The organism is Photobacterium obscurum, from assembly GCF_026191635.1.
In the GTDB taxonomy this organism is placed as follows: Bacteria; Pseudomonadota; Gammaproteobacteria; order Enterobacterales; family Vibrionaceae; genus Photobacterium; species Photobacterium obscurum.
This window is the reverse complement of sequence record NZ_JAKRRW010000009.1, coordinates 72,376-97,341: the sequence shown is the minus strand read 5'-3', so window position 1 is coordinate 97,341 and position 24,966 is coordinate 72,376. Positions and strand designations below refer to the sequence as shown.

Annotated in this window: 19 protein-coding genes; 7 read left to right on the top strand and 12 right to left on the bottom strand. The window is 45.3% G+C overall.

Going from position 1 to position 24,966, the window contains the following annotated elements:
• The first annotated feature begins 1 nt into the window (after position 1).
• The 3 genes from MD588_RS13200 to MD588_RS13190 all read left to right on the top strand — a co-directional run bounded on the left by MD588_RS13200 (position 2) and on the right by MD588_RS13190 (position 4,526).
• Positions 2–1,105: a phosphoribosylaminoimidazolesuccinocarboxamide synthase gene (locus MD588_RS13200; protein WP_265697803.1), complete on the top strand. Its 1,104-nt coding sequence runs from the start codon at positions 2–4 to the stop codon at positions 1,103–1,105.
• Between the two features lie 304 nt (positions 1,106–1,409).
• Positions 1,410–3,278: a methyl-accepting chemotaxis protein gene (locus MD588_RS13195; protein ID WP_265697802.1), complete on the top strand. Its 1,869-nt coding sequence runs from the start codon at positions 1,410–1,412 to the stop codon at positions 3,276–3,278.
• A gap of 552 nt (positions 3,279–3,830) precedes the next feature.
• Positions 3,831–4,526: a hypothetical protein gene (locus MD588_RS13190; protein ID WP_265697801.1), complete on the top strand. Its 696-nt coding sequence runs from the start codon at positions 3,831–3,833 to the stop codon at positions 4,524–4,526.
• 81 nt (positions 4,527–4,607) lie between these two features.
• Here MD588_RS13190 and MD588_RS13185 read toward each other — a convergent pair whose 3' ends face one another.
• The 8 genes from MD588_RS13185 to MD588_RS13150 form a co-directional block, all read right to left on the bottom strand.
• Positions 4,608–6,155: an alanine/glycine:cation symporter family protein gene (locus MD588_RS13185; protein ID WP_265697800.1), complete on the bottom strand. Its 1,548-nt coding sequence runs from the start codon at positions 6,153–6,155 to the stop codon at positions 4,608–4,610.
• A gap of 580 nt (positions 6,156–6,735) precedes the next feature.
• A complete protein-coding gene (gene gnd / locus MD588_RS13180) occupies positions 6,736–8,184 on the bottom strand; it encodes a decarboxylating NADP(+)-dependent phosphogluconate dehydrogenase (RefSeq protein WP_265697799.1) in 1,449 nt (482 codons plus the stop codon).
• Between the two features lie 10 nt (positions 8,185–8,194).
• Positions 8,195–8,917, bottom strand: a complete 723-nt coding sequence (pgl, locus tag MD588_RS13175) for a 6-phosphogluconolactonase (protein ID WP_265697797.1) — start codon at positions 8,915–8,917, stop codon at positions 8,195–8,197.
• Positions 8,914–10,413 carry a glucose-6-phosphate dehydrogenase gene (gene zwf, locus MD588_RS13170; RefSeq protein WP_265697795.1) on the bottom strand — a complete coding sequence of 500 codons (1,500 nt, stop codon included), beginning with the start codon at positions 10,411–10,413 and terminating at the stop codon, positions 8,914–8,916. Before zwf ends, pgl begins: the two co-directional genes overlap by 4 nt.
• A 183-nt stretch (positions 10,414–10,596) precedes the next feature.
• Positions 10,597–12,192, bottom strand: coding sequence for an ABC transporter ATP-binding protein (locus tag MD588_RS13165; protein WP_265697794.1), 1,596 nt, complete (start codon positions 12,190–12,192; stop codon positions 10,597–10,599).
• 3 nt (positions 12,193–12,195) lie between these two features.
• Positions 12,196–13,212 (bottom strand): ABC transporter permease, encoded by a 1,017-nt coding sequence (locus MD588_RS13160; RefSeq protein WP_265697793.1) that lies wholly within the window; start codon positions 13,210–13,212, stop codon positions 12,196–12,198.
• Positions 13,213–14,298, bottom strand: coding sequence for a microcin C ABC transporter permease YejB (locus MD588_RS13155; protein WP_265697792.1), 1,086 nt, complete (start codon positions 14,296–14,298; stop codon positions 13,213–13,215). It lies immediately after the preceding gene.
• Between the two features lie 78 nt (positions 14,299–14,376).
• Complete coding sequence (locus MD588_RS13150) at positions 14,377–16,191, bottom strand: extracellular solute-binding protein (RefSeq protein ID WP_265697791.1); 1,815 nt, start codon at positions 16,189–16,191, stop codon at positions 14,377–14,379.
• A 302-nt stretch (positions 16,192–16,493) separates the two neighbouring features.
• On the opposite strand from MD588_RS13150, the gene MD588_RS13145 reads away from it, so the two are divergent.
• Complete coding sequence (locus MD588_RS13145) at positions 16,494–16,826, top strand: PBPRA1643 family SWIM/SEC-C metal-binding motif protein (RefSeq protein ID WP_265697790.1); 333 nt, start codon at positions 16,494–16,496, stop codon at positions 16,824–16,826.
• A gap of 139 nt (positions 16,827–16,965) precedes the next feature.
• Entirely contained in the window at positions 16,966–17,424 is a 459-nt protein-coding gene (locus MD588_RS13140; protein ID WP_265697789.1) for an RNA methyltransferase, read from the top strand.
• 86 nt (positions 17,425–17,510) lie between these two features.
• Here the strand turns inward: MD588_RS13140 and MD588_RS13135 are convergent, their stop codons facing one another.
• Positions 17,511–18,218, bottom strand: a complete 708-nt coding sequence (locus tag MD588_RS13135; RefSeq protein WP_265697788.1) for a DUF4336 domain-containing protein — start codon at positions 18,216–18,218, stop codon at positions 17,511–17,513.
• Between the two features lie 198 nt (positions 18,219–18,416).
• On the opposite strand from MD588_RS13135, the gene MD588_RS13130 reads away from it, so the two are divergent.
• Together MD588_RS13130 and fusA are read left to right on the top strand one after the other, a co-directional pair.
• Positions 18,417–18,743, top strand: coding sequence for a c-type cytochrome (locus MD588_RS13130; RefSeq protein WP_265697787.1), 327 nt, complete (start codon positions 18,417–18,419; stop codon positions 18,741–18,743).
• Between the two features lie 490 nt (positions 18,744–19,233).
• Positions 19,234–21,321, top strand: a complete 2,088-nt coding sequence (gene fusA, locus MD588_RS13125) for an elongation factor G (RefSeq protein ID WP_265697786.1) — start codon at positions 19,234–19,236, stop codon at positions 21,319–21,321.
• Positions 21,322–21,447: 126 nt separating this feature from the next.
• Here fusA and MD588_RS13120 read toward each other — a convergent pair whose 3' ends face one another.
• From MD588_RS13120 to MD588_RS13110, 3 genes are all read right to left on the bottom strand, one after another.
• Positions 21,448–22,212 (bottom strand): ATP adenylyltransferase family protein, encoded by a 765-nt coding sequence (locus tag MD588_RS13120; RefSeq protein WP_265697785.1) that lies wholly within the window; start codon positions 22,210–22,212, stop codon positions 21,448–21,450.
• Positions 22,213–22,657: 445 nt separating this feature from the next.
• Complete coding sequence (locus MD588_RS13115; RefSeq protein WP_265697784.1) at positions 22,658–23,824, bottom strand: amino acid permease; 1,167 nt, start codon at positions 23,822–23,824, stop codon at positions 22,658–22,660.
• A 575-nt stretch (positions 23,825–24,399) separates the two neighbouring features.
• Positions 24,400–24,660, bottom strand: coding sequence for a hypothetical protein (locus MD588_RS13110; RefSeq protein WP_265697782.1), 261 nt, complete (start codon positions 24,658–24,660; stop codon positions 24,400–24,402).
• Between the last annotated feature and the right edge of the window lie 306 nt (positions 24,661–24,966).

The window sequence follows — 24,966 nt, the reverse complement described above, 5'->3', positions numbered from 1 at the left end:
CATGAGCCTTGCTGATCAAGTTCTCGCTGTAAATGACGACCTTCCGATCCGTACCGACAAACCCGTACACAGTGGTAAAGTACGTTCTGTCTACTGGTTAACCGAAGCCGACAGCCGCCGTTTGATCGAAGAAAAAGGCTATAATGTTCAACCTGATGCACCGCTGGCTATTATGGTGATCAGCGACCGTATCTCAGCCTTCGACTGCATTTGGCATGGTGAAGGCGGTCTCAAGGGCGTACCGGGGAAAGGGGCGGCACTAAATGCCATCTCGAACCACTGGTTCAAGCTATTCCGTGACAACGGTCTGGCAGACAGCCACATCTTAGATATTCCCCACCCCTTTGTCTGGATTGTCCAGAAAGCCAAACCGGTAATGGTCGAGGCAATTTGCCGCCAGTACATCACCGGTTCGATGTGGCGTGCCTACAGCAAAGGAGAGCGTGACTTCTGCGGTATCGAACTACCAGAAGGGTTGGAAAAAGATCAAAAGCTGCCAAATTTGCTCATGACACCCTCGACCAAAGGTATCCTAAAAGGTATTCCAGGTGTACCGGAAGTCGATGACGTTAACGTGACCCGTACAGATTTAGAAAATAACTACGACAAATTCAACTTCCGCAGCGCAAACGACATTGACCACTACGAAAGACTGCTTAAGGAAGGCTTCAGTGTGATCAGTGCTGAGCTTGAAAAACTGGACCAAATTTTTGTCGATACCAAATTTGAATTCGGCTATGTTACCGATGCAAGCGGTCAGGAAAAACTAATCTATATGGATGAAGTGGGCACCCCGGACTCATCCCGTATCTGGGATGGAGCCGCTTACCGTAATGGTAAAATCATCGAAAACTCAAAAGAAGACTTCCGCCAGGTTCTGCTGAACCACTTCCCTGATCCGGACATTCTTCTAAATAAGGATCGTATGGAAGAACGCTTTGCCCTCGCCCGTGACAATGAGCTTCCTGAAGATGTACTGATGCAGGTTTCGAAAGTCTACACAGGTATCGCCGAAAAAATTACTGGCAAGCAAATTGTTCTTAGTAAAAATCCCAAAGATGAGATCATCAATATTCTGCGTAATAAATATGATCTAATTAAATAAGCAACATCTTGCTTATATGGCCAGTTTCTTTAATATATATTAAGGCAGCAACTAAGCTGCCTTTTTTATTTCCAGATTAAATGATAAATATTTTAGCTGAACTCTTTGGGCATCATGATTCATATATTAACTTTGTCTAAGTTGCTGTTTCTTTACATGGCGATCAATGCTTAATTGAAATAACGCAAAAAAATACATTCCTTGATCACATATTTCCACAATCACCATTAACAATAGCGCAACCCAGCCGACACAATGGTTATCAAACCTATAAATAAACTTGTGCTCGTTGAGGTCTCATCAAATGAAGTTCAGCCATAAAGTCGTTGCCACATCATCAGCCATATTGCTCGCCGCTTTATCGCTGCTTTCTGCCAATCAATATTTCAATACCAAATCTCAAATCGAATCTTTGGTCATGCATAGTATCGATGAAATCGTATCAGGCATGAGTAATACCGTTAATGCCGAGATCAGCAGCCGTACAGCACTTGCGAGTTACGCAACCAGCTTAGTCGAAAACGATCTGTCACTAAACAATATCCAAACCGTTATCAGCCAGCCGATTATCAAAGATGCTTTCCTACTTACTGGGCTAGGGTTTGAAGCTGATGGTAGCTACACCAGCAATGATCCAAACTGGGATCCGGGTCCAAGCTGGGAGCCTCGTGCCCGCCCTTGGTATAAAGACACCAAGCAAGCTCGCAAGTTAATCATCACAGCACCGTATGCCGACGCGGTAACCAATGAAATTTTGGTTTCAATTGCCACACCTCTGTTTAAAAACACAGAGTTTAAAGGCGCGATCTTCTTTGACATGAGCCTTGGCGGTCTTGCCAAGTTGGTAAATCAGGTATCGTTGTTTAACGCCGGCTACCTGTTTATTGTTGCCGACGACGGTACGGTTATCGCCCACCCCGAGGAACAATATAACGGTAAGCCTATGTCTGACTTCCTTGGAAATCAGTCTCTTTCGACTCAGGTTGCTACGACTGAACTCAATGGCAAGACAGTAAAGCTATCGTTTACCCAAATTGAAGGACAGAACTGGTACATCGGTGCGGTTCTTGATGAAAGCCTTGCCTTTGCCGCTGTCGACAAACTCAAAACCGATTCGGTCTTATACTCGGTTATCGCGCTGATCGCTGGTATTATTGCCCTGCTTCTGCTTATCAAAATCTTGATGCGTCCATTGCAGGATCTAAACGTGGCAATTCAAGATGTTGCTTCCGGGCAAGGTGACCTTACCCGTCGCTTAGATACCAATACCGATACTGAATTCGCCGAGCTGGCCAAGGGGTTCAACGCCTTTACCGAGAAATTACAGAGCCTCATTATTCAGTCTAAATCGCTAAGCCACGATATTATGCGTGGAACGGAACTGACCGCAGATGGAGCGAAACAATCGGCCAGCGCCATGTCCTCACAGTTGCAAGAGCTGGATCAGCTGGCCACCGCCATGCATGAAATGGCCACAACCTCTTCCGATGTTGCTGGTAATGCACAGGGAGCCGCCTCCGCCGCTCAAGCAGCTGATACCGCGGTAACAGAAGGGAGTGATGTCGTCTCTCATACCGCAACAGCAATCACCGATCTTTCGGAACAAATTGATGAAGCCGTCGAGGTAGTTAAACGTCTAGAGACAGCGACCGGCAACATTGAATCTATCCTCAAGGTTATCAATGAAATCGCAGATCAAACCAATCTACTTGCCCTAAATGCTGCAATCGAGGCTGCTCGCGCCGGCGATTCCGGGCGTGGCTTTGCTGTCGTGGCTGACGAAGTACGGACCCTTGCCCAGCGCACTCAAGAATCAACGACTGAAATTCGTCAAATGATTGAGCAACTGCAGTCTGGAGCCAGTTCCGCGGCCAATGTGATGGGGTTAAGTAAAGAGACTGCGGCTAACACCGTGATTAAAGCGCAAGAAGCCGATGAAGCTCTAGCGCGTATCAGCGCAGCCATTCAGCAAATTAACGATATGAACCTGCAAATAGCCTCTGCCGCTGAAGAACAAAGCTTAGTGGCAGAAGAAATCAATACCAATACCCTCAACATCAAAGAGCTATCGGTACAGGTGGCAGATGCCGCCAACGGAGCAAATGAAGCAATGGAGGTGCAAATCAATAAGGTTCGCGAGCAAGACAGTGTGATGAACAAATTTATTGTTTAGATATTAGTGCAATGCGATATCTAAACGGAAAACTTGGAGTTATTTAGAGATAACCAATTACTAAACAGATTGCTTATACAATATAATGCCACTCTTTTTAAGAGTGGCATTTCTGTTATATCCAATAAATTATGAAATCAGCTGAATATAACAGCTTCTACAGTTCCGCCCCACTCAAACTTTATAAAACAGCGACTATTAAATTATTGACATAAATATTCCATCTGGCATCAACTTTTTACAATCAAAATAATGACGAAGTTAAATTTTTTTATTGTTTATTTTTTATCTAACCTGTTTATTTAAAAAGCTATTTAAACTGATTATTTTAATTACCGCAAAATATCACCAAAAAAAGACAAAAAAATCCTAACGCATTTTTAATACCTTTCCTAGTCTCTATACCCGAAGGTATAGAATGTTGTGCACTAGTCTTTAAGTGTTTGCATATATAAACATCAGGGCTTAAGCGCATTCTTGCTTGGTGAACTCTGGCTTTACACTACCCCCAAAGATAATTGGGAAGCTATCTATATTAAATAAGGATTAGAAATGAATAGTTTAAAAACCAGTTCGATTGCCTTGGCAATCGCCGGCTTACTCATCACCTCAACTAGCTATGCAGATAATACGGCTTCAGCGTATACAGGAAATGGGACAGCAGTGATTGGCGCTCTTGCTAGCAGAGCGATGCTTGCTGATGATGAAGGTTATACCAGAGTTTTGAGTACTGAGCTTAGCAATTCAGGAGCCCCTAAAGATCTTGTTATCGGACTATCTTTCGAGACCAGCCTATTTACAGAAACCGTTGTTAAGAGTAAAGGCGGTACCAAGAGTAGCTCTACTGCAGATGCCAAGATCGAGATGAAAGTATATGTCGATGGTGTCTTAGCACAGCCTGGGAATGTTATTTTTGACAAACGTACACAAACACTTTGGGCAAAACTTGGTGGCTCACTTAATTGTGAAGATACAAATGACGATGGGATTATCTCTTTTGATGAATGTGATCTGACAGAAGAAGAGATTGGACTGATTCTAGATACAACAGCCGCACATACCTTTAACTTTCTTGCCTATGATATTGGCTCCGGCTCACACACTATCGAAGCATTCGCTCGCTTAAGCTATGGTGGCGAAGTTGTGGTTGAAGATCCTGAATCAGGATCGGGGTCATGGGATGCGAACGCAACGCTTGGCAAAGGCACTTTAAGCGTATGGGAAGTGCATGGTTCCAACGCAAACTAAATAGGCCTAAATACTATTCCCCTGAAAGCAAAAAGGGTTAGCTCTCGCTAACCCTTTTGATATTTGAGATAAATCTCTCTACTAAATCGTTGTCTTAACAGGCTCACCTTCTACATCTTCAGGCTGCGCTGCTGGTTTACCAGAAGACTTCAGACGCTTCTCCCAGTAATCAGCATTCTTGATACCTAATTTTACTGGGTCGAACGTAAATTCTTTTACGCCAGCTTTCTGCTGTTCTTCGTAATCTTTAAGTGCTTTTAAAGCTGGCTTAGATAGGAAGAAGATGATCAGAATACCGACAATGTTCAGCCATGCCATCAGACCAACACCCACATCACCCATTGCCCAAGCTAGGTTCGCAGCTTTTACTGTGCCGTAGAATACAGCAACAGTCAGAACAATCTTCAGTACGAACATCATGCCTGGTAGTTTTAGCGAGCGGCGGATATATGCAATGTTCGTTTCAGCAATGTAGTAGTACGCAAGGATAGTCGTAAAGGCGAAGAAGAACAGTGCAAAGGCAATAAACGGCTTGCCGATACCTGGCATTGCACTCTCGATGGCCATCTGGGTAAATACAGGGCCGTTAGCACCGATATCGGCAGCCAGATTCTGTACCAGGAATGTACCTTCGGCACCACCATGTACATTGTAAGCACCCGTGATGATAATCATGAACGCTGTCGCAGAACATACTAACAGTGTATCGATGTAAATAGAGAACGACTGAACCAAACCTTGCTGTGCAGGGTGATCAACATCTGCCGCTGCCGCTGCATGAGGCCCCGTACCCTGACCTGCTTCATTGGAGTAGACACCACGCTTAACACCCCAACCAATTGCTGCACCAACACCAGCCATTGGTGTAAATGCATCACCGATAATCATGCCGAATACCGTTGGTACCAGGTTAATGTTTAGCAGGATGATGATGAAAGCAATAATGATGTAGGCCAGCGCCATAAATGGCACGACAATCTGGGTGAAGCTCGCGATACGTTTTACACCACCGAAAATGATGAATGCCAGAATAATCGAAACGACAGTACCGGTTAAAATCTTGGCCAGACTGATAGTACCAATCGTTGTTTCAATCATGCCACCGGTACCAAATGCAGCTTCAACCGCATTACCGATACTATTTGACTGAACACCCGGAAGAAGCACACCACAGGCAAAGATTGTTGCAATGGCAAAAATCCACGCATACCATTTTTGCCCCATGGCTTTTTCAATGTAATAGGCAGGGCCACCACGGAACTGGCCGTCTTCATCTTCTTCTTTATAAATTTGTGCCAGTGCTGATTCGCTGTATGCTGTCGCTGCACCTAAGAAGGCTACAACCCACATCCAGAATACCGCACCTGGACCACCAAAACCGATTGCTGCAGCGACACCTGCAATGTTACCGGTACCTACACGTCCTGATAAAGAAACGGCGAGTGCTTGAAAAGAGGAAATACCTTTATCTGAACTTTTACCTGATAACAGCAGACGCCACATCTCTCTAAAGTGGCGAATTTGAACAAAGCGAGTTGTGATGGAATAAAACAAACCAGCACCAAGGCACAAGTAAATCAGTACCGGGCTCCATATTATTCCGTTTAAAAAATCTACTAACGACTGCATTAAAATCTCCCTGTCTTATAGATTATGGTTAATGCTCGGACAGTATAATAAGCAGATTGTAAGCTAAATGTTAAGATTTTTATTTTGTCACTCAAATGAGCGTGAAGTACAGCACAGATCATCAACAATGATTTAACATCCAGTCTATTCCCCTGACTGATGAAGATCACACCGATGTTCATTCTCTAAAGAAGTATTTTGCAATCATCCGTATTGTTCGAAAAACAAGCAACTAAACGTATATTTATGTTCGCGATCACAGATTTATCAAGATGATGCGTCTGAAATATTCACTACGCACCATCTAAATGTGTTCATTAATTGACCAGCTATATTACTCTTCATCTTCCTTCTATTTCATATTGACAAATATCTGCAATGTTCAAGCTGTCTCAATACATCATTCTAAGTATTCTTTTATCCCCATCACCAGCATACGGTTAACAAATCGTTAACCATTGTTGATGTGTAAGCTTGACCCGCTAAGGGTGCAAATAGCAAAAAGGCGCAGTGTTGCCACTGCGCCTCTTGCAAGCATTTGTCAGTGTATTTATGACACTTCTGCCTAAACACCTAGCTCTTATGCATCGTAGGTGGTCGAAGAGATATCTCCACCTTTACCAGTCCAATTAGTATGGAAAAACTCACCACGCGGCTTATCCGTACGCTCGTAAGTATGCGCACCAAAATAGTCACGCTGTGCCTGTAGCAAATTCGCAGGCAAACGGGCTGTTGTGTAACCATTCAGGAAGGTCAGCGCCGATGACATACATGGCATTGGCATACCCAACTCAAATGACTTAGCAACAACTTTGCGCCATGCTGGTAGGCAGCTCTCCAAGATTTCTTTAAAGTAAGGATCAGAACCAAGGAAAGCCAGCTGTGAATTCGCTTCGTAAGCATCACGAATATTGCCAAGGAATGCACTTCGGATAATACAGCCACCACGCCACATCAAGGCAACATTACCGTAGTTCAACGACCAGTCATTATCTTCCGAGGCCTGACGGATCAACATAAAGCCCTGCGCATAAGAGATAATTTTTGACGCCAGCAGCGCCTGTCTTAGCGCATCTACCCATTCAGACTTATCACCTTCAACCTGAGTGATCGGGTTGTTGAATAACTTTTCAGCTTCAACACGCTGATCTTTCAAAGAAGATAGGCAACGTGCAAATACAGAATCGGTGATCAGGGTCAGCGGTATACCATGATCAAGAGCGTTAATGCCTGTCCACTTGCCGGTTCCTTTCTGGCCTGCTGTATCCAGAATTTTTTCCACCAGCGGCTCACCATTTTCATCGCGATAACCCAAAATATCCGCGGTGATCTCGATTAAGTAACTGTCTAGTTCGGTTTTATTCCATTCTGTGAAGATTGACTGCATCTCATCATGAGACAGTCCAAGGCCTTCTTTCATAAAGTGGTAGGCTTCACTGATTAGCTGCATATCTCCATATTCGATACCGTTATGAACCATTTTGACAAAATGCCCTGCTCCTTGTTTGCCGACCCAATCACAGCATGCTTCACCTTCGTCGGTCTTGGCAGCAATTGCCTGAAAAATGGGTTTAACGTGCGGCCACGCTTCAGGATCACCACCAGGCATAATTGAAGGTCCAAAACGTGCCCCTTCTTCACCACCAGAGACACCGGCGCCAACATAGCGGATCCCTTTGTCACGCAATGCCGCTACACGGCGATTGGTATCAGGATAGTTGGTATTACCACCATCAATAATGATGTCGCCTTCGTCCAGTAAAGGCACTAGGTTGTTGATAAACTGATCAACCACGTCACCAGCACGAACCATCAACATAACTTTGCGCGGTTTTTCCAGTTTATCGACCAAATCTTGCAGCGAGCTAGCGCCAATAATATTTGTTCCCTTGGCCGCGCTAGATAGAAACTCTTCTACTTTTGAGACTGTACGGTTATACGCCACGACTTTGAAACCATGATCATTCATATTCAGAATCAGGTTCTGGCCCATAACTGCCAGGCCGATTACACCAATATCACCTTTCATTCATTTCTCCTTACGCCAGCTCTTTGGCTGCTTCTGAATCTAAATACCACTCGGTAATGCCTAATTTGCTCTTCACCTTCGCTGCCGGATACATTGCAGCTTCAGCGGCATGATCAGCAATTTGTTTCAACACGGGAGCCTTACTTTCACCCAGGACCAAATAAGTAAGGCGCTTGGCACTCGCTAGCAAGTGAGCCGTCTTTGACACCCTGATTTGGCGAGTCTCAGGGTGCGCTGCAATCGTGGCAATTTCTGTTGTCTCGTAATCGGTCTGCCCAGGGAACAACGAAGCGGTATGCCCATCGGTTCCCATGCCAAGCAAAATCCAATCGAATACAGGGGTATCATCTTGCATCGGGATCGCCGTCCGCATTTCTTCAGCAAAACGCACCGCCTCTAATGCCGCAAAGTCTTCACCACGGATGCGGTGAATATTTGCAGCTGGAATGGAGATATGATCAAATAACTGTGCCTTTGCCTGGCCATAATTGCTTTGTTCATTATCCGGGGCTACACAGCGCTCGTCTCCCCACCAGAAATGCAGGTTGTGCCAGGCTATCGTGTAGGCATACTCCGAGTTGGCAAGATAAGAAAACAGCTGTGATGGCGTACTGCCACCAGACAAAGATATATGCACCGGACGTCCTAGCTGACTATATTCCAGCAGGCTTTTTGCCAACGACTCAACAACCTGTGCCGAGCTTTCAAACACGTGGTAGTTCATCTCACTCATAACTCGCAATAGTCCGTATTAGTCAGGTTCTTACAAGGAAAGCGCCATTCACGCTTGTCTCCCGCCAGTAAAGCATCCGCCTCTTTCGGCCCCCATGTACCGGCAGCATAGCCGTACAGGTGCTCTGAGTTTTCTTTGTACTCAAGGATCGGCTGGACAAACTTCCAACACGCTTTCACCGCATCAGTACGGGCAAAAAGCGTCGCATCTCCTTTCATTGAATCAAGCAGCAAGCGCTCATAAGCGGTCAGCATATTGGTTTCTTCAAGGCTCTCGTAATGGAAATCCATCGATACATCTTTAGCTTCAAAGCCTGCACCAGGCTTTTTCAGACCAAAGCTCATTAAAATCCCTTCATCCGGCTGAATACGAATGATCAGCTTGTTCTTAGGCGCATTGGCACTAAACACGGGATGCGGCGTTTTCTTGAAATGAATCACGACCTCAGTCACCCGTGTCGGTAGTCGTTTACCAGTCCGAACATAGAAAGGCACACCATTCCAGCGCCAGTTATCAATAAACATCTTGAGCCCGACATAAGTCTCGGTACGGGAATCGGCGGTGACCCCAGGTTCATCCCGATAACCGGGCAGATGCTCACCTCGAACATCTGACTCAGTGTACTGGCCCAGCACCAAGTTATTTTTCAGATCTTCATCAGAGAGTGGCTGTAGGCTGTGCATCACCTTAACCACCTCATCACGCATAGAATCGGCATTGATAGCAGCCGGCGGCTCCATACCGACCATCGCCAATACCTGAAGCAGATGGTTCTGGAACATATCGCGAACCGCACCCGCTCCGTCGTAGTAACCGCCGCGCTCTTCAACCCCTAAGAATTCAGCAGCCGTAATTTCAACATAATCAATAAAGTTTCGGTTCCATAAAGGCTCAAACATGCCATTGGCAAAACGGAAAACCAGAAGGTTCTGTACGGTTTCCTTACCTAAATAGTGATCGATACGATAAATCTGGTGCTCTTGGAAGTGACAATGTAGCTGCTTATCCAATACCTGAGCCGATTCCAGATCGTAGCCAAATGGCTTCTCGACAATCAGGCGTTTCCAGCCGTTTGACTCATCGTTCAATCCATATGCGGCAAGGCACTCTGGAATAACACTGTACAGGGTAGGCGGAGTGGCTAAATAAAACGTGGTATTGCCACCGGTATTACAACGCTCACCAAGATCATCAAGGCGAGTCTTTAAATGGACATAGTCTTCAACCGCCGCAGTATTAAGCGCTTGATAATGTAGATGTTGGCAAAAAGCTTCAAGTGTTTGTTCATCCACTTTCTCTGTAGCCGTTAATGCCTGTTTGAGTTTATCTCTGAATGCTTGATCCGAGTAAGCAGTACGACTGACACCCAAAATAGCAAATTCTTCAGGCAACAGTCCGTTGGCAAAAAGATGATAGAAGGCTGGTATCAGTTTTCGGTGGGTCAGATCGCCTGACGCGCCAAAAATGACAATACAATTATTTTCAGGCTTAACCATTGAGCATTCCCATTCAGATCAACATGACCTGTAAATTATCAGATGCTCAAGATGTTAGCACTCGCAGCTAGAAGGGATATTCGGTTTTGCCTATAACAGTGATAGTTAAAACCTTAAAAAGAATGCTTTTTGAACAATAACACCAGCAGTAGCAGAAACTCCGGTCAACAACACTATCTAATATTACACTGCCGATAGATTTACCAGCTGTCGGGTATAGTCTTGTTGAGGCTCATTAAAGATCTGCTCAGTACTCCCCTGCTCGACCACTTTGCCCTCCTTTAACACTAACGTATAGTGGCATAACGACTTCACGACGTTTAAATCATGGCTGATAAACAGGTAGCTTAAGCCATGTTTCTGCTGCAGTGACTTCAGTAAAGTCAGTACCTGAAATTGTACGGTTCTGTCTAATGACGATGTCGGCTCATCCAGCAATATAAATTCAGGCTTGAGCACCAATGCACGGGCAATCGCAATTCGCTGCCGCTGCCCGCCGGAAAATTCATTAGGGTAGCGATGGCGAGTTTCTGGATCCAGCTCCACTTCCCGCATCGCATCACAAATTACCTTATCCTCTTCGTCCGGAGTCAATGACTTATGGATTTTTAACCCCTCACCAATAATTTGTGCCACCGACATTCGCGGATTCAGTGCCGCAAACGGGTCCTGAAACACAACCTGTAACTTGCTCCGGTAAGGAAGCATTTGCTTACGGTTCAATCCCGAGATATCAACGCCATCAAAATGAATGCTACCTTCACTATTTAGCAGTTTAAGTATCGCCATTCCGGTTGTGGACTTTCCCGAACCACTTTCGCCAACCAAGCCGACGCTGTGCCCCTGACGAAGGATAAAACTGACATCGGTTACAGCTTTAATATGATCCTTAACCCGCTTGAGAATACCGCCAGTGATCGGAAACCAGACCCTTAAATCATTAATATCAAATAACGGCTGGGCATTAACATCTACCGGAACGGGACTACCACTGGGATCGGAGTTGATCAGCTGAATGGTGTAAGGATCAGAGGGGCTGTTGAAAATCACCTCTCTGGTATCCGTTTCAACTAGTTGGCCAAGTTTCATGACAGCCACGCGATCAGCGATACGACGGACAATACTCAAGTCATGGGTAATAAACAGCATCGCCATCCCCAGCTCCTGCTGGAGATCTTTGAGTAGATCCAGTATCTGAGCCTGAACCGATACATCCAGTGCTGTCGTCGGCTCATCGGCAATCAGCAGTTCCGGTTCATTAATCAAAGCCATCGCGATCATTACCCGTTGCCGCTCTCCGCCCGAGAGCTCATGCGGATAGGCTGTCAGTCGTTTCTCAGGATTACGAATGCCGACTTTCTTGAGCCAGCTTAGCGCCCTGTTCTCAGCCTCTTTCGGTCTCGTCCCACGGTGAATAGCCAGCGTTTCGCAAAGCTGGCGACCTATCTTATGCAGTGGATTGAGTGACATCATCGGCTCTTGAAATATCATTCCAATCCTATCCCCCCGCATCCGACGCATTTCACGTTCGCTGCATGTCATCATATCCGTACCGTCATAGCGAACATGACCCGCAAGGTACCGGGCCGATGACTTTGGCAACAGACGTAAGATCGCATTGGCGGTAACGGACTTACCCGAGCCACTTTCCCCCACCAGCGCCAGCGTTTCACCACGACGTATATCCAGGCTCACACCATAGGTCACCTGCTCTATTTCAGTGCCGCTTTGAAAGCCCACCGACAAGTTTTCAATTGTTAGTATTGGAGTCGTCGCCATAGCTTATCTCTGATGATGGGGATCGAAAGCATCCCGGACTGCTTCACCGACAAACACCAGCAGGCTTAGCATGATAGACAATACGACAAAGGCCGACAGGCCAAGCCACGGTGCCTGCAGGTTGGTCTTGCCCTGAGCGAGCAATTCACCCAGCGACGGTGAACCAGCCGGCAAACCAAAGCCAAGAAAATCAAGCGAAGTCAGGGTTGTTACCGAACCGCTCAGAATAAAAGGCATCATGGTCAGCGAGGCAACCATAGCATTGGGCAGCATATGCCGCAGCATGATCCGACCATCACTGACACCCAGCGCCTGAGCGGCGCGGACATAGTCAAAGTTACGGCAACGCAGAAACTCTGCGCGCACGACCCCGACCAACCCCATCCAGCTGAACAGCACCATGATCCCCAGTAGCCACCAAAAGTTCGGCTCGACAAAGCTCGACAGAATAATCAACAGAAACAGGGTTGGCATCCCAGACCACACCTCGATAAAGCGCTGACCAAACAGATCAACCCAACCACCGTAATAGCCCTGGCACGCCCCAACAATCACACCAATAATGGTTGATATTATGGTCAGGGCAAAACCAAACAAGACAGAAACCCGAAAACCGTAGATGATCCGGGCCATCACATCCCGCCCCTTATCGTCCGTTCCCAACCAGTTCACACCATCTGGCGGCGACGGTGCAGGACCGGCCAGATCGTAATTGATGGTGTCGTAACTAAAACGAATAATCGGCCAGATCATATAGCCATCGGCATTGATCAAGTCAGCCACGTAAGGATCGGTATAGTCCGCTTCTGATTCAAATTCACCGCCAAACTCGGTTTCGGTGTATTGTTCAACAATCGGAAAATAATAGTTTGAATCAAAATTGATCAGCAATGGCTTGTCATTGGCAATAATTTCCGCAAACAGGCTAACGAAAAATAACAAGGTAAAAATCCACATCGACCAGTAACCGCGCTTGTGTGCGCGGAATCTAGCCCATCTCTCCTTCGTAAGCGGGTTCATCTAGCGCGCCTCAAAATCAATGCGTGGATCAACAAAGGTATAGGTCAAATCCGAAATAATATTTAGCAATAAACCGAGTAACGTCATGATATACAGCGAACTGAACACCACGGGGTAATCACGCTGGATAGTGGATTCAAATCCCAGCAGCCCGATCCCCTCCAGCGAGAACATCACCTCAATCAGCATCGCGCCGGTAAAAAAAATACTGATAAAGGCCGCCGGAAAGCCAGCAATAATGATCAGCATGGCATTTCGGAACACGTGGCGGTAAAGAATACTGCGTTCGTCCAACCCTTTGGCTCGAGCCGTCACGACATATTGCTTATTAATCTCATCAAGAAAAGAATTTTTCGTCAGCATACTCAAGGTAGCAAAACCACCGATCACCATCGCCAGGATAGGCAAGGTTAGATGCCAGAAGTAATCCAGAATTTGCTGGTACCAAGTGAGTTGGTCAAAATCAGACGAAACCAGTCCCCGTAACGGAAACCAACTAAAATAATTGCCGCTGGCAAAGAAGATGATCAACAAAATAGCAAATAGGAATCCTGGAATAGCATAGCCAATAATAATGATGGCACTGCTCCAGACATCAAAGCGAGAGCCGTGTTTAATGGCTTTGGCGATCCCGAGCGGTATAGAGACGAAATAGATAATTAGGGTACTCCATAACCCTAAAGAAACGGAGACTGGCAAGCGGTCGATGATCAAATCAATCACATTGCCACCTTTGAACAGGCTCTCACCAAAATTAAACGTGGCGTAGTTTTTCAGCATATCGGCATAGCGTTCAAGCAACGGCTTATCAAAGCCAAACTGTTTTTTAATGGCTTCGACCACTTCGGGGTCAAGCCCGCGAGAGCCGCGGTAGCTGCTGCCGTTCTCTCCCGGCTCAATCGCCTTAACTTCCTGGCCGCCGCCGGTGAATCGCTCCATGATCCCTGATGAGTGACCTTCCAGTTGGGCAACAGCCTGCTCCACCGGCCCTCCGGGCGCTATCTGTATCACAAAGAAGTTGATAGTGATGATGGCCCATAAGGTCGGAATGACCAGTAGCAAGCGACGAATAATATATGCTGACATCTTTCCCTGTGCCCTTTTAATCATTCACTCGGCATGTAGCGCTGATACACGCTGAGTGGTTAGTGCTATCGGGTGAAACTAACGCCGTTTCTCAGGTAGCCTTTCGGCTTTATGCGGATCTACCCACCAGGTGTCTTTGCCCAGCGCATACTTTGGTCTCACCGCCGGACGAGAGAATTTATCCCAGCTGGCAACCCGGAACTGGCTGATATGCCACTGCGGTATCACATAGAAATTCCACTGCAGTACCCTGTCTAGCGCGCGACCGTAACTTAGGAGTGCATCAGGGTCTTGCTGATTTTCTACTATCTTCTCGGTCAGATAATCAATGGCCGGATCCTTTACCCCCGCAGTATTGTAGGTACTGTCGATAAAGTTGCTGTTCCAGGCAATCAGCAGGTTCGGACTTGGGTACGGATTGGCACTGTACCCAGCCGAAACCATGTCAAAATCACGATCACGCAGTCGTTTGATATATTGAGTCGTATCAACCGTACGGATCTTCATGTCGATCCCCATCAACTTAAGGTTCTTTTGCAACGGGATAGCCAAACGCTCTGTCGAAGGGCTGTAGATCAACAGCTCAAACACAAACGGTTCGCCCGTTTTATTGTTGGTCATGACCTTGTTTTTCAACTCCCAACCCGCCTGTTTCATTAGGCCCAGAGCTTTACGCACTTGAGCACGAATGCGTCCGGAACCATCAGTAACAGGAGGCTGATATATTTCGGTAAATACGCGCGGCGGGACTTTGTCTTTTACGGGTTCCAGTACCTTCAATTCTTCGCTCGACGGCAAGCCGTTTGCTTCATATTCTGTGTTCTGAAAGTAACTTCGTGTTCGCTTGTACTGGTTATAGAACAAACTCTTGTTCATCCATTCAAAATCCATGGTATACGTCAGAGCCTCACGAACTTTGGGATCCTTGAAATATGGACTTTCAATATTAAACACAAAGGCCTGCATAGCCTGCGGGATCCGGTGGGGAATTTCTTCTTTTAAAATGTAGCCCTTATCGAAGTTCGTGCCTTGATACAAGGTTGCCCAGAACTTAGCAACGTTTTCTTCGCGAATATCATACTCACCCGCCTTGAAAGCTTCGAGTGTCACCGTTTCGTCACGGTAGTAATCATATTTGATTTTATCAAAGTTATTGCGCCCAATATTCACCGGCAAGTCTTTCGCCCAATAATCCTCAACCAACGAATAGGTTACACTCTGGCCAGACTTATAACGGGTGATCTTGTAAGCACTGCTACCGAGCGGCGGCTCATTCAACGGCTCGCTAAGGTTCTTGTCTTTCCAAAAATGCTCAGGCAACACATTCATCCCCTGAACCACTGCAAACAAAATCTCCCGGTTAGGCTTGTTCATCTCAATACGGGCCGTTAACTCAGACTTCGCGGTGACTGATTTGACGTCCTTAAAATAAACTTTGTACTGCGGCACGCCTTCTTTCATAAACTTATCGAAGGTAAAGGCGACATCGTCAGCAGTTATTGGATGGCCGTCATGAAAGCGTGCCTTAGGGTTGATGTCCACTTCCATCCAAGAGAAGTCATCGGCATATCGTACTTTTGCAGCAATCAGCGGATAATGACTGTCTATCTCATCATTAGAGGCAACAAATAGGGTATCGTATATTGTATCTGCACCGGCAACAGAGACACCACGCGTCGCATACCGGTTAAAGCTATCATAGGTACCGACCTGCGCATAAATTACCTGACCACCTTTGGGCGCATCAGGGTTTACATAATCAAAGTGAGAGAAATCACTGGAATACTTGGCGGTACCGAACCCCACCAGGTGTGTTGATTCTATTATTTCAGCGGCATTAATTGCAGTAGCTGCAAGCAACATCGCTATGCCAAATGGTATTTTTCCAAGCATTAGCCTCTCCCTGCCAGCCTCGGCTCCCCTACATAAAGAAAAAATGTTCAAGTTATCATTATTCTACGATAGGACAGGAATCACATTTCGACAATGTCGGTATCCCGGTTAGAACACAATATCTTCGGCGCATAAATCGAATCTTGCAGGTTTAAAAAAGCCGACTTGCTGAAATGGTCTATTACTTGCAGGCTGCGATGTTAACCGTTACCATCGCAACCCATTCCGCAGATGCGGACTACATGATTCAGAGCCAGCTTCAGTTCTGAATTTGCAAAATAAACGGTACACAGGATTACACTATGTCTAAATTTTTCTACAAAGGGCGCATCGAAAAAAAGCCTAAGCATGAAAGCTTCGGCTATAACACCAAACGAGCGGCTAAGTTAGGTACTGAAGCTAACCCATTGCCCCTAACGGTAACGAGTGATGAGCGAAAGGCAGAAGTTGAAGCTATCGTGGCGCAAAACAACCTGTTTGCAAATATCACAGTCAATGTAGAGGCAAAAGAAGATCTAGTTGAGCTGGACACGATCCTGAACAAACCGGCAACGACCGTGTTTGAAAAAACACCTAGCCGCAACGATCCATGCTCATGTGGTAGCGGTAAAAAATACAAGAAATGCTGTGGCTAAACAAACGGCTATGGTGCAGGCCCTTCCTATAAAGAAAGGGCTTTTGTTCTTTTTGCTCCGCTTTTCATAATCCCCCTGCAATTACCCACAAAAATCCGTATAATCCCGCCTCAATTTTAATTTTGAAGATGTACACGATATGAGCAAAGGTTATTCCTGTGTGGGGCTGTTCAATCCCAAGACTCCTGAAAATGTTGGTTCGGTCATGCGCGCAGCAGGCTGCTATGGCGTAAATTCGGTTTTTTACACAGGTACACGATATGATCTTGCTAAGAAATTCTGTACTGATACAAAAAAAGCCTATCATGATATCCCACTCATCGGCGTACAGGATCTGAAAGATATTATTCCTCACGATTGTGTCCCTGTTGCAGTGGATCTCATTGAAGGTGCCAAACCCTTGCCGGACTATAAACACCCAAGACGCGCCTTTTATATCTTTGGTCCGGAAGACAATACGCTGAAAAAAGAAATCACCGATTTTTGCCGCGAAACGATTTATGTTCCGACCACAGGATGTATGAACCTGGCAGCTGCGGTAAACGTGATTCTTTATGATCGCTTGGCTAAAGGTGAGAACTTTTCTAACCACAAATAAACGATAATGAAATTATAATTTTAGGGTTTTATTGCAGAACAAACGGAATAATAGATTGCGATAGGTTATTCCGTTTACTATTTACCTCAAGATTCAAGTGGTACGCTCCAAGCCAAGCGCACAACCTCTTTGGCATTATTTTCAATTAAATCACCATTGGAAATAATGACTCGTTCAAAATCCCAACCCAAAATATGTAAAAGCGACTGTCTGGCGGCAACTTTATCTTTCCATCCTAATTGATATTCAGGCGCAGGCTTTGGTTTATTCCACATTCTAAAAACCAGTTTCCACCAAATTTTCAGTCCCCAGCCGATCCCTTGGGTTTTGTCACCAATATTTTCTATTAAATCGACCAAAATGAGTGTACGACTGGGCTTATGACAAAAAGCAACCTCCCACATATATTTAGTACCTCGCACTAACACCTGATCAAAATCATCAACCCAGCAGTCCGGTACTTTGTCACATAGAAACTCGTCGAACTGAATATCAGGCACTTTCTGCTCTACCCCTGGGCATATCATGGTTTTCGCCAACGGATAGACATCTTGTGCCGAGATTATATGTAAGTGATGGTACGAGCCCGGCGCCACGATATAGGCCACTTCTCCCAACTGGGCCAACTCGGCTTTCATCGCCTGATCAATTTGGCAAGGGGAATGAAGCAGCAGCTTGTTATCAATCAAACGAACAACAGTCATTCGTGAAAAAAAATCTAAACCTGCATAATGTACCGGATAGTCCGTAATCCATATCTCTCCTCGTACATACTCAGTGAGCAAGTTGGTCATTTTACGTCTCCGATTTATACAGAAGAAAGTTTAGCACTAATCGTATATCTCAAATTTCCTAATCATTGTGCCAACTGCAGGGACTTTGTCGCTATAGTAATAGGCTTAATGCATTAATCTTTGTTACAAAATAATCGTTACGCTCAATAATTGATTGCTATATAACTGGCATTAACACATTGAAAGGTTTAGTACATAATGTTTAAAAAGGTATCTCTGTTAATTTCCTTCATCATTCTCGGCTCTACACCAGCAATCGCTAACCCACTCAACGGAGACGCCGAGGCCGGTAAAATAAAAGCGTTTTCCTGCCAGTTTTGCCATGGGGCTAATGGGGTTGCAAGCCAGCCTAACTATCCACATTTAAACGGTCAGAATGAACTTTACCTATTTAACGCAATGAAAGCCTACCAAGATAATAAGCGCTCAGGCATTTATGCCGAAATGATGAAGAAACAGTTATCAATGATGAAAGAACAGGACTTAGCTGATATCGCCGCTTTCTATACCAGGATGGACAACTGATTGCATCACTTGTTACAAGAACAAACATGCGCACCAAGCTGCTTATCAATGTGGTGCAATGCCGCCATTTGATGTCCCAAGCCCACCCCATAGCACGCAACAGTAATACGCAATATTACTGAAGATGACCGCAGGAAAAAGCTCAAGGCAACTGGAGAGAGAGGCGTAATCAGACTAGACTTAATCCGATTTAAGTCATAGAGAGCATGTCCAGAACCAAACAACGCAGAGGGAAGCCTCAAACCGTATGTTAGAATATGACCTTATAGGTGAGATAAGCATCTTGTGTTAGGCCAATTTCCTAGCAGATTATCTTATCAACTTGTTAGACCTGTGGTTTTATTGAGCATTTGGTCTGGAAATGCGGAAAAGGCGAAGCAAAAACAAGCAAATGTTCATTTTATCGTGCATGAGCTCTGTAATCTTTGTTTGAATCAGTGATATACTCCCCACCCTGACATGTGACCGTAATTGTTTATAGAGAAAAACAATGACAGATTTATCTAAATACAGAAACATTGGTATTTTCGCGCACGTTGATGCGGGTAAAACCACTACTACTGAGCGTATCCTTAAGCTTACTGGTAAAATCCATAAAACTGGTGAGGTTCACGATGGTGAATCAACAACTGACTTCATGGAACAGGAAGCTGAGCGTGGTATTACTATCCAGTCAGCAGCAGTAAGCTGTTTCTGGAATGATCACCGTCTAAACGTTATCGATACTCCAGGACACGTTGACTTCACAGTAGAAGTTTACCGTTCTCTTAAAGTTCTTGATGGCGGTATCGGTGTATTCTGTGGTTCTGGTGGTGTTGAGCCTCAGTCAGAAACTAACTGGCGTTACGCGAACGAATCAGAAGTTGCTCGTCTGATCTTCGTTAACAAACTAGACCGTATGGGTGCAGACTTCTTTAACGTTGTTGACCAGGTTAAGAACGTTCTAGGTGCTAACCCACTAGTTATGACTCTACCAATCGGTCGTGAAGATGACTTCGTTGGTGTTGTAGACGTACTAAACCGTCAAGCTTACGTTTGGGATGACACAGGTCTTCCTGAAAACTACGAAATCAAAGAAATCCCAGCGGATATGGTTGATGACGTAGAAGCTTACCGCGAAGAGATGATCGAATCTGCTGTTGAGCAAGACGATGATCTAATGGAAGCTTACATGGAAGGTGAAGAGCCTTCTATCGAAGACATCAAGCGTTGTATCCGTAAGGGTACACGTGACCTAGCGTTCTTCCCAACGTTCTGTGGTTCTGCATTCAAAAACAAAGGTATGCAGCTTGTACTAGACGCAGTTGTTGACTACCTACCGTCTCCAACTGAAGTTGACCCACAGCCGCTAACAGATCCAGAAACTGGTGAGCCAACTGGCGACGTTGCAACTGTATCTGCTGATGAGCCACTAAAAGCGCTAGCATTCAAAATCATGGATGACCGTTTCGGTGCTCTTACTTTCATCCGCATCTACTCTGGTGTGATGAAGAAAGGTGACACAATCCTTAACAGCGCAACAGGTAAAACTGAGCGTATCGGCCGTATGGTTGAGATGCAAGCTGATGAGCGTAACGAACTAACATCTGCACAAGCTGGTGACATCATCGCTGTTGTAGGTATGAAGAACGTTCAGACTGGTCACACTCTATGTGATGTTAAGCACGAGTGTACTCTTGAGCCAATGATCTTCCCAGAACCAGTAATCTCTATTGCTGTTACGCCTAAAGATAAAGGCGGTTCTGAGAAAATGGGTATCGCGATCGGTAAAATGGTTGCAGAAGATCCATCTTTCCAGGTTGAAACTGACGAAGAAACTGGCGAAACCATCCTTAAAGGTATGGGTGAACTTCACCTAGACATCAAGGTTGATATCCTTAAGCGTACTTACGGCGTAGACCTAGTTGTTGGTCAGCCTCAGGTTGCTTACCGTGAAACTATCACTCAGCCTGTTGAAGATAGCTACACGCACAAGAAACAGTCTGGTGGTTCTGGTCAGTTCGGTAAGATCGACTACCGTATCAAACCAGGTGAGCCTAACTCTGGCTTCACGTTCTCTTCAACTGTTGTTGGTGGTAACGTACCTAAAGAATTCTGGCCTGCAATCGAGAAAGGTTTTGCTGGCATGATGGACACTGGTGTTCTTGCTGGTTTCCCTGTTCTTGACGTTGAAGTTGAACTATTCGACGGTGGCTTCCACGCAGTCGATTCATCTGCAGTAGCATTCGAAATCGCAGCGAAAGGTGCATTCCGTCAGTCTATGCCTAAAGCAGGTGCTCAGCTTCTAGAGCCAATCATGCACGTAGACGTGTTCACTCCAGAAGATCACGTTGGTGATGTTATCGGTGACCTTAACCGTCGTCGTGGCATGATCAAAGATCAGATGGCTGGTACTACTGGTGTTCGTATTAAAGCAGACGTTCCTCTATCAGAAATGTTTGGTTACATCGGTCACCTACGTACAATGACTTCTGGTCGTGGTCAGTTCTCTATGGAGTTCTCACACTACTCAGCTTGTCCTGCAAACGTTGCAGAAGCAGTAATTGCAGCAGCTAAAGAAGCTAACGCGAAGAAGTAATTCTTCCTTTAAGCTTTAGCTGATACTAACCCCGATGGTGCAAACCATCGGGGTTATTTTTTACCATAAATATTCATCGCCCCCCTTACCCGCTTCCAAGAAATTGGGAAGCCGCACTGCTCGTTACTAACCCATACCACATTCAGTCAAATATCGCATAATGCCATACTGCTGTAGCCAGTCGAGCTGCGCAGGTTGTTTAACCAGGAAACGTCCACTATAGTTAAGGCCATTGGCAAACACCTGATTAATATTATTGGTTGAGCGTGGCACAACCAGCATCCAGCGTTCAGTAAGAAGGATGTTATAAGGCATCTCCCCCTCCCCAAGCTCTAATAATGACTTCAAGGCCTGTATATAACATTGATACAAGTAACCAGCATCAAGCTCTGTGAAAGTATATAGAAAGTGTTTAAATGGCAGCTGGCGTTTAATGATTGCCTCTTCAAGCGGTATATCCGTTTTAACCACCTGCATATGTCGATGGGTTTGGCTTGCACCAGCGATTGGCCCGCTATTGTAAAAGCCCAGTACATCACTGCCCGTAAAGCCAAGCAACCAGGCATGGAAATCACCCAGCGATAATGGTGATGATTGGAGAACAAAGTCTTTTGAGCAAATCAATAAATGAGGCGATAGCACCGGGAACTTGTTGAGCAGGCAAACATGGCTAGTACCTGCCTCACCAACATACAAAGACGGATCATAAGGAAGAAATGGATTTTGTGGGCTACTGATAGTGACCAGCTTTTTGCTCGCATTATGGGTAACAACATGGCCAAGAAAGTTAACCCCGCCTTCAAGGAGTACCTCCGCTGCGGTTGTAATAGGCATCAGCTTACCACTCGCCAATGCTTGTCGGCTCACGCGTTCAGCCTCCTCCCAAAACATACCCTCTCCTTTTTTTAGTTCCCTTTAAGATTCATCAATAACACTTAACAACTACAGACACCATAGCCAACAGGCGATAATTTGATCAAGTGTATTATATAGTTTACACATCAATGGCTATCATGTTGCGAGAGATACAGGCCACTCTCTAGCCGAAGATAGATAAAATACGTATGATCAACGCGTTGAATGAGATAGCAGCTTTCCATCCTATTCCCTGTGTTACTCCAAGGGAAAGCTGTAGAAACCTTCGTTTGGTCACTTAGGGGTTCTCTAACCAGGGCATTGTTGTTCGGTCAAACCATGATGCCTTTTTCGATTTCAACAACTATCTCTGAAAATAAAAAAGGCGTTTACCCCTCGGTAAACGCCCTTTTGTTGTGTCTATTAGATTGTACAGTTTGTCGTTAGCGAAACACTGTAGTTTATCGCAATGAATAAAACCTTAAATCAATTCAGCAGTTAACAAGAAACAGCCAAACAGAAAGCTCATTGCCATCGCAATCTGGCCACCACCTGCCTGATAGGTCTCTGCTACAGCCTCTTGATTCTTCTGTACCTTACGAACCTTCATAGTCATAGCCATAGGAACAAAAATCGCTAGGAAGACTAGGATAATTCCCGCATAGCCGAGCACAGACAGGAACTGATCAGCAGCCCATAGCGCTCCCATCAGAGGAAAAATAAATGTCAAAACATAGGTTACGGCGCGATTCTGCTTGAACGTATCGGCATTTTGGTCAAACAGCGCCATGGCCACTCCCAAAAAAGAAGTCAGCAGTGCCAATCCAGTGAAGATAGAAAGAACCAAGTTAATCATTCGATGCTCAGCACCCAGCGCTGCAATCAATTCCGAGACATTAGCAAAGCTCACCATCTGCTCAGAAGACAAGTTACCCATCGCCGCATACAGCCAAAGCAGGTAACTGAACAATGGGATCAGTGAGCCGATAATAACCATATTACGTAGTTGCTTATGCGTCGCTTCCTGGTTATAAGAAACCAGAGATGGGATCACGACCATAAAGCCAAAGCTAGTGAATAGTACTGAGCTGGTTTTAATCAGTTCAATTTTGCTAGTGCTCGTTGCTTCCATCAGGTTCTCTATCGAGATGGTTGGAACCAGTGACATCAATGTCAGAGCAAGCATCACGACCATAATGGTAAACAAGGCACGATTAAGCTTGTCGATCACCGACGTACCGGCTGCAACAATCACACCAGCGATAAGGGTAAAGGCTATCTGGCACTGCATCATGGTCAGTTCCAGTCCCATTCCAGCAACCAGCTTTTTCACTAAATCGCCAGCCCCGATAATATAAGCCATCAGCAGACACACCAGCAGTGCATACAGCAGTCCATTCGTGACTAACTGCCCGCCTTTGCCCAATGTTTTACGGGCAATACTATTCATTCCCAGCCCGCCGCCAGACTTAATACTGGCTTCTAACAGTAATAAAGCCGCATAAGTTGTGCCTAACCAAATCACCAGCATCAGCAGTGTGCCCCATACCAGGCCAAACTGTGACAATACCATTGGGATAGCCAACATTCCGGCACCTAACGCTGTCCCTGCAATGATCAGCGAGCTTCCTAATAACTTTAAATTCACAACAATTATCTCTGAAAAAATTGGATCGGTTTCTGCTCCAAGACTCTATGGTCATCTAGTTCTTAAGCAGATGTGAAAATTTTGTCTTTTGGCGTTCGATCGTATTCGATATCAACTGTGGTCAGCAGCAAAAATGGTATTCAACAGATAACAAACGGAGATCGAGCCAACTGGCAAGACGAAAGATTAATAGCTAAAAGAGCTAAATCGAGAAAAGGCAAAAAAGCCGTAATACTGGGAAGTAAAGGCAGGAGAGCTGGCAGAATGTCGATGTGATGGTGTCGCAATGCTAGTCGCATGCGATAAGCAGCTTACGGCTGAATCTGGCAGCCTTGCTGAATTAAGTTTCATTTATCGTACTCCAAAAAACGATATATCCCTGCTTATAAGAACATTCATCCGTTGATTGTTCTGTTTTCGTTTGGTCAATTAGCAACTTAAGGTTCTGGCCGATAAATCACAACAACCATTATTGGAATCTTTGATACCAAATATGATCGTGATAAATTCTAAAGTCTATTCCAAGAAAAATCCCCTTGGATGTCACTTAACCAAGGGGATAAATACTCATCTTCTTATTTACCAAATTGAGTGCCAGAATCACTCACAACCAGCATCAAGCGGTTAAATGGACCGGGGCGTACGCTAATATAGCTTCCGTCATCGAACTGGATCCCATCATAGAAATCGGCTCCCCATTTTACCCGGGTAAATCTGGCATAGCGTGCTTTGGTATACACAGCCTCCAATGCATTCAACGCCCCATGTTTTTTTGCCTGAAGCAAGATGTCGGGGCTTAGCAATTTTTCAGCAACGGTTTTAATAGCGACAGTCATCCCTGCCTCCTGCACGCCTTGGAACATGCTCTTCTTTTACCAAAAATTGACAGTGTTACAACCCTCCTCTATTTCAACTGTGCAATCTTTAAGCACCCCTTTTCCCTGTCAACAATCATCTATAACAATATTTTATCATCATATTTCACCATTACTTTCGTAATATACCTTCATAGAGTAGTTAAATCATTAACAAACCCAATCGATAAGTCATTGATTTGTATGAATCTACCACTTTAGGGGTGTTTAGGTTTGTAGTTGATTTACGTCATATTCCTTCATAACCCGTCTTATTACTATTGCCTC

Bases quoted from the DNA above. Each gene is read 5' to 3' on its own strand.
- MD588_RS13200 (WP_265697803.1), top strand. From the start codon at position 2: ATGAGCCTTGCTGATCAAGTTCTCGCTGTAAATGACGACCTTCCGATC.
- MD588_RS13165 (WP_265697794.1), bottom strand. From the start codon at position 12,192: ATGGCGACGACTCCAATACTAACAATTGAAAACTTGTCGGTGGGCTTT.
- MD588_RS13120 (WP_265697785.1), bottom strand. From the start codon at position 22,212: ATGTTTTGGGAGGAGGCTGAACGCGTGAGCCGACAAGCATTGGCGAGT.
- MD588_RS13160 (WP_265697793.1), bottom strand. From the start codon at position 13,212: ATGAACCCGCTTACGAAGGAGAGATGGGCTAGATTCCGCGCACACAAG.
- MD588_RS13190 (WP_265697801.1), top strand. From the start codon at position 3,831: ATGAATAGTTTAAAAACCAGTTCGATTGCCTTGGCAATCGCCGGCTTA.
- MD588_RS13185 (WP_265697800.1), bottom strand. From the start codon at position 6,155: ATGCAGTCGTTAGTAGATTTTTTAAACGGAATAATATGGAGCCCGGTA.
- gnd (WP_265697799.1), bottom strand. From the start codon at position 8,184: ATGAAAGGTGATATTGGTGTAATCGGCCTGGCAGTTATGGGCCAGAAC.
- zwf (WP_265697795.1), bottom strand. From the start codon at position 10,413: ATGGTTAAGCCTGAAAATAATTGTATTGTCATTTTTGGCGCGTCAGGC.
- MD588_RS13150 (WP_265697791.1), bottom strand. From the start codon at position 16,191: ATGCTTGGAAAAATACCATTTGGCATAGCGATGTTGCTTGCAGCTACT.
- MD588_RS13140 (WP_265697789.1), top strand. From the start codon at position 16,966: ATGAGCAAAGGTTATTCCTGTGTGGGGCTGTTCAATCCCAAGACTCCT.
- MD588_RS13145 (WP_265697790.1), top strand. From the start codon at position 16,494: ATGTCTAAATTTTTCTACAAAGGGCGCATCGAAAAAAAGCCTAAGCAT.
- MD588_RS13155 (WP_265697792.1), bottom strand. From the start codon at position 14,298: ATGTCAGCATATATTATTCGTCGCTTGCTACTGGTCATTCCGACCTTA.
- MD588_RS13130 (WP_265697787.1), top strand. From the start codon at position 18,417: ATGTTTAAAAAGGTATCTCTGTTAATTTCCTTCATCATTCTCGGCTCT.
- fusA (WP_265697786.1), top strand. From the start codon at position 19,234: ATGACAGATTTATCTAAATACAGAAACATTGGTATTTTCGCGCACGTT.
- MD588_RS13110 (WP_265697782.1), bottom strand. From the start codon at position 24,660: ATGACTGTCGCTATTAAAACCGTTGCTGAAAAATTGCTAAGCCCCGAC.
- MD588_RS13195 (WP_265697802.1), top strand. From the start codon at position 1,410: ATGAAGTTCAGCCATAAAGTCGTTGCCACATCATCAGCCATATTGCTC.
- pgl (WP_265697797.1), bottom strand. From the start codon at position 8,917: ATGAGTGAGATGAACTACCACGTGTTTGAAAGCTCGGCACAGGTTGTT.
- MD588_RS13135 (WP_265697788.1), bottom strand. From the start codon at position 18,218: ATGACCAACTTGCTCACTGAGTATGTACGAGGAGAGATATGGATTACG.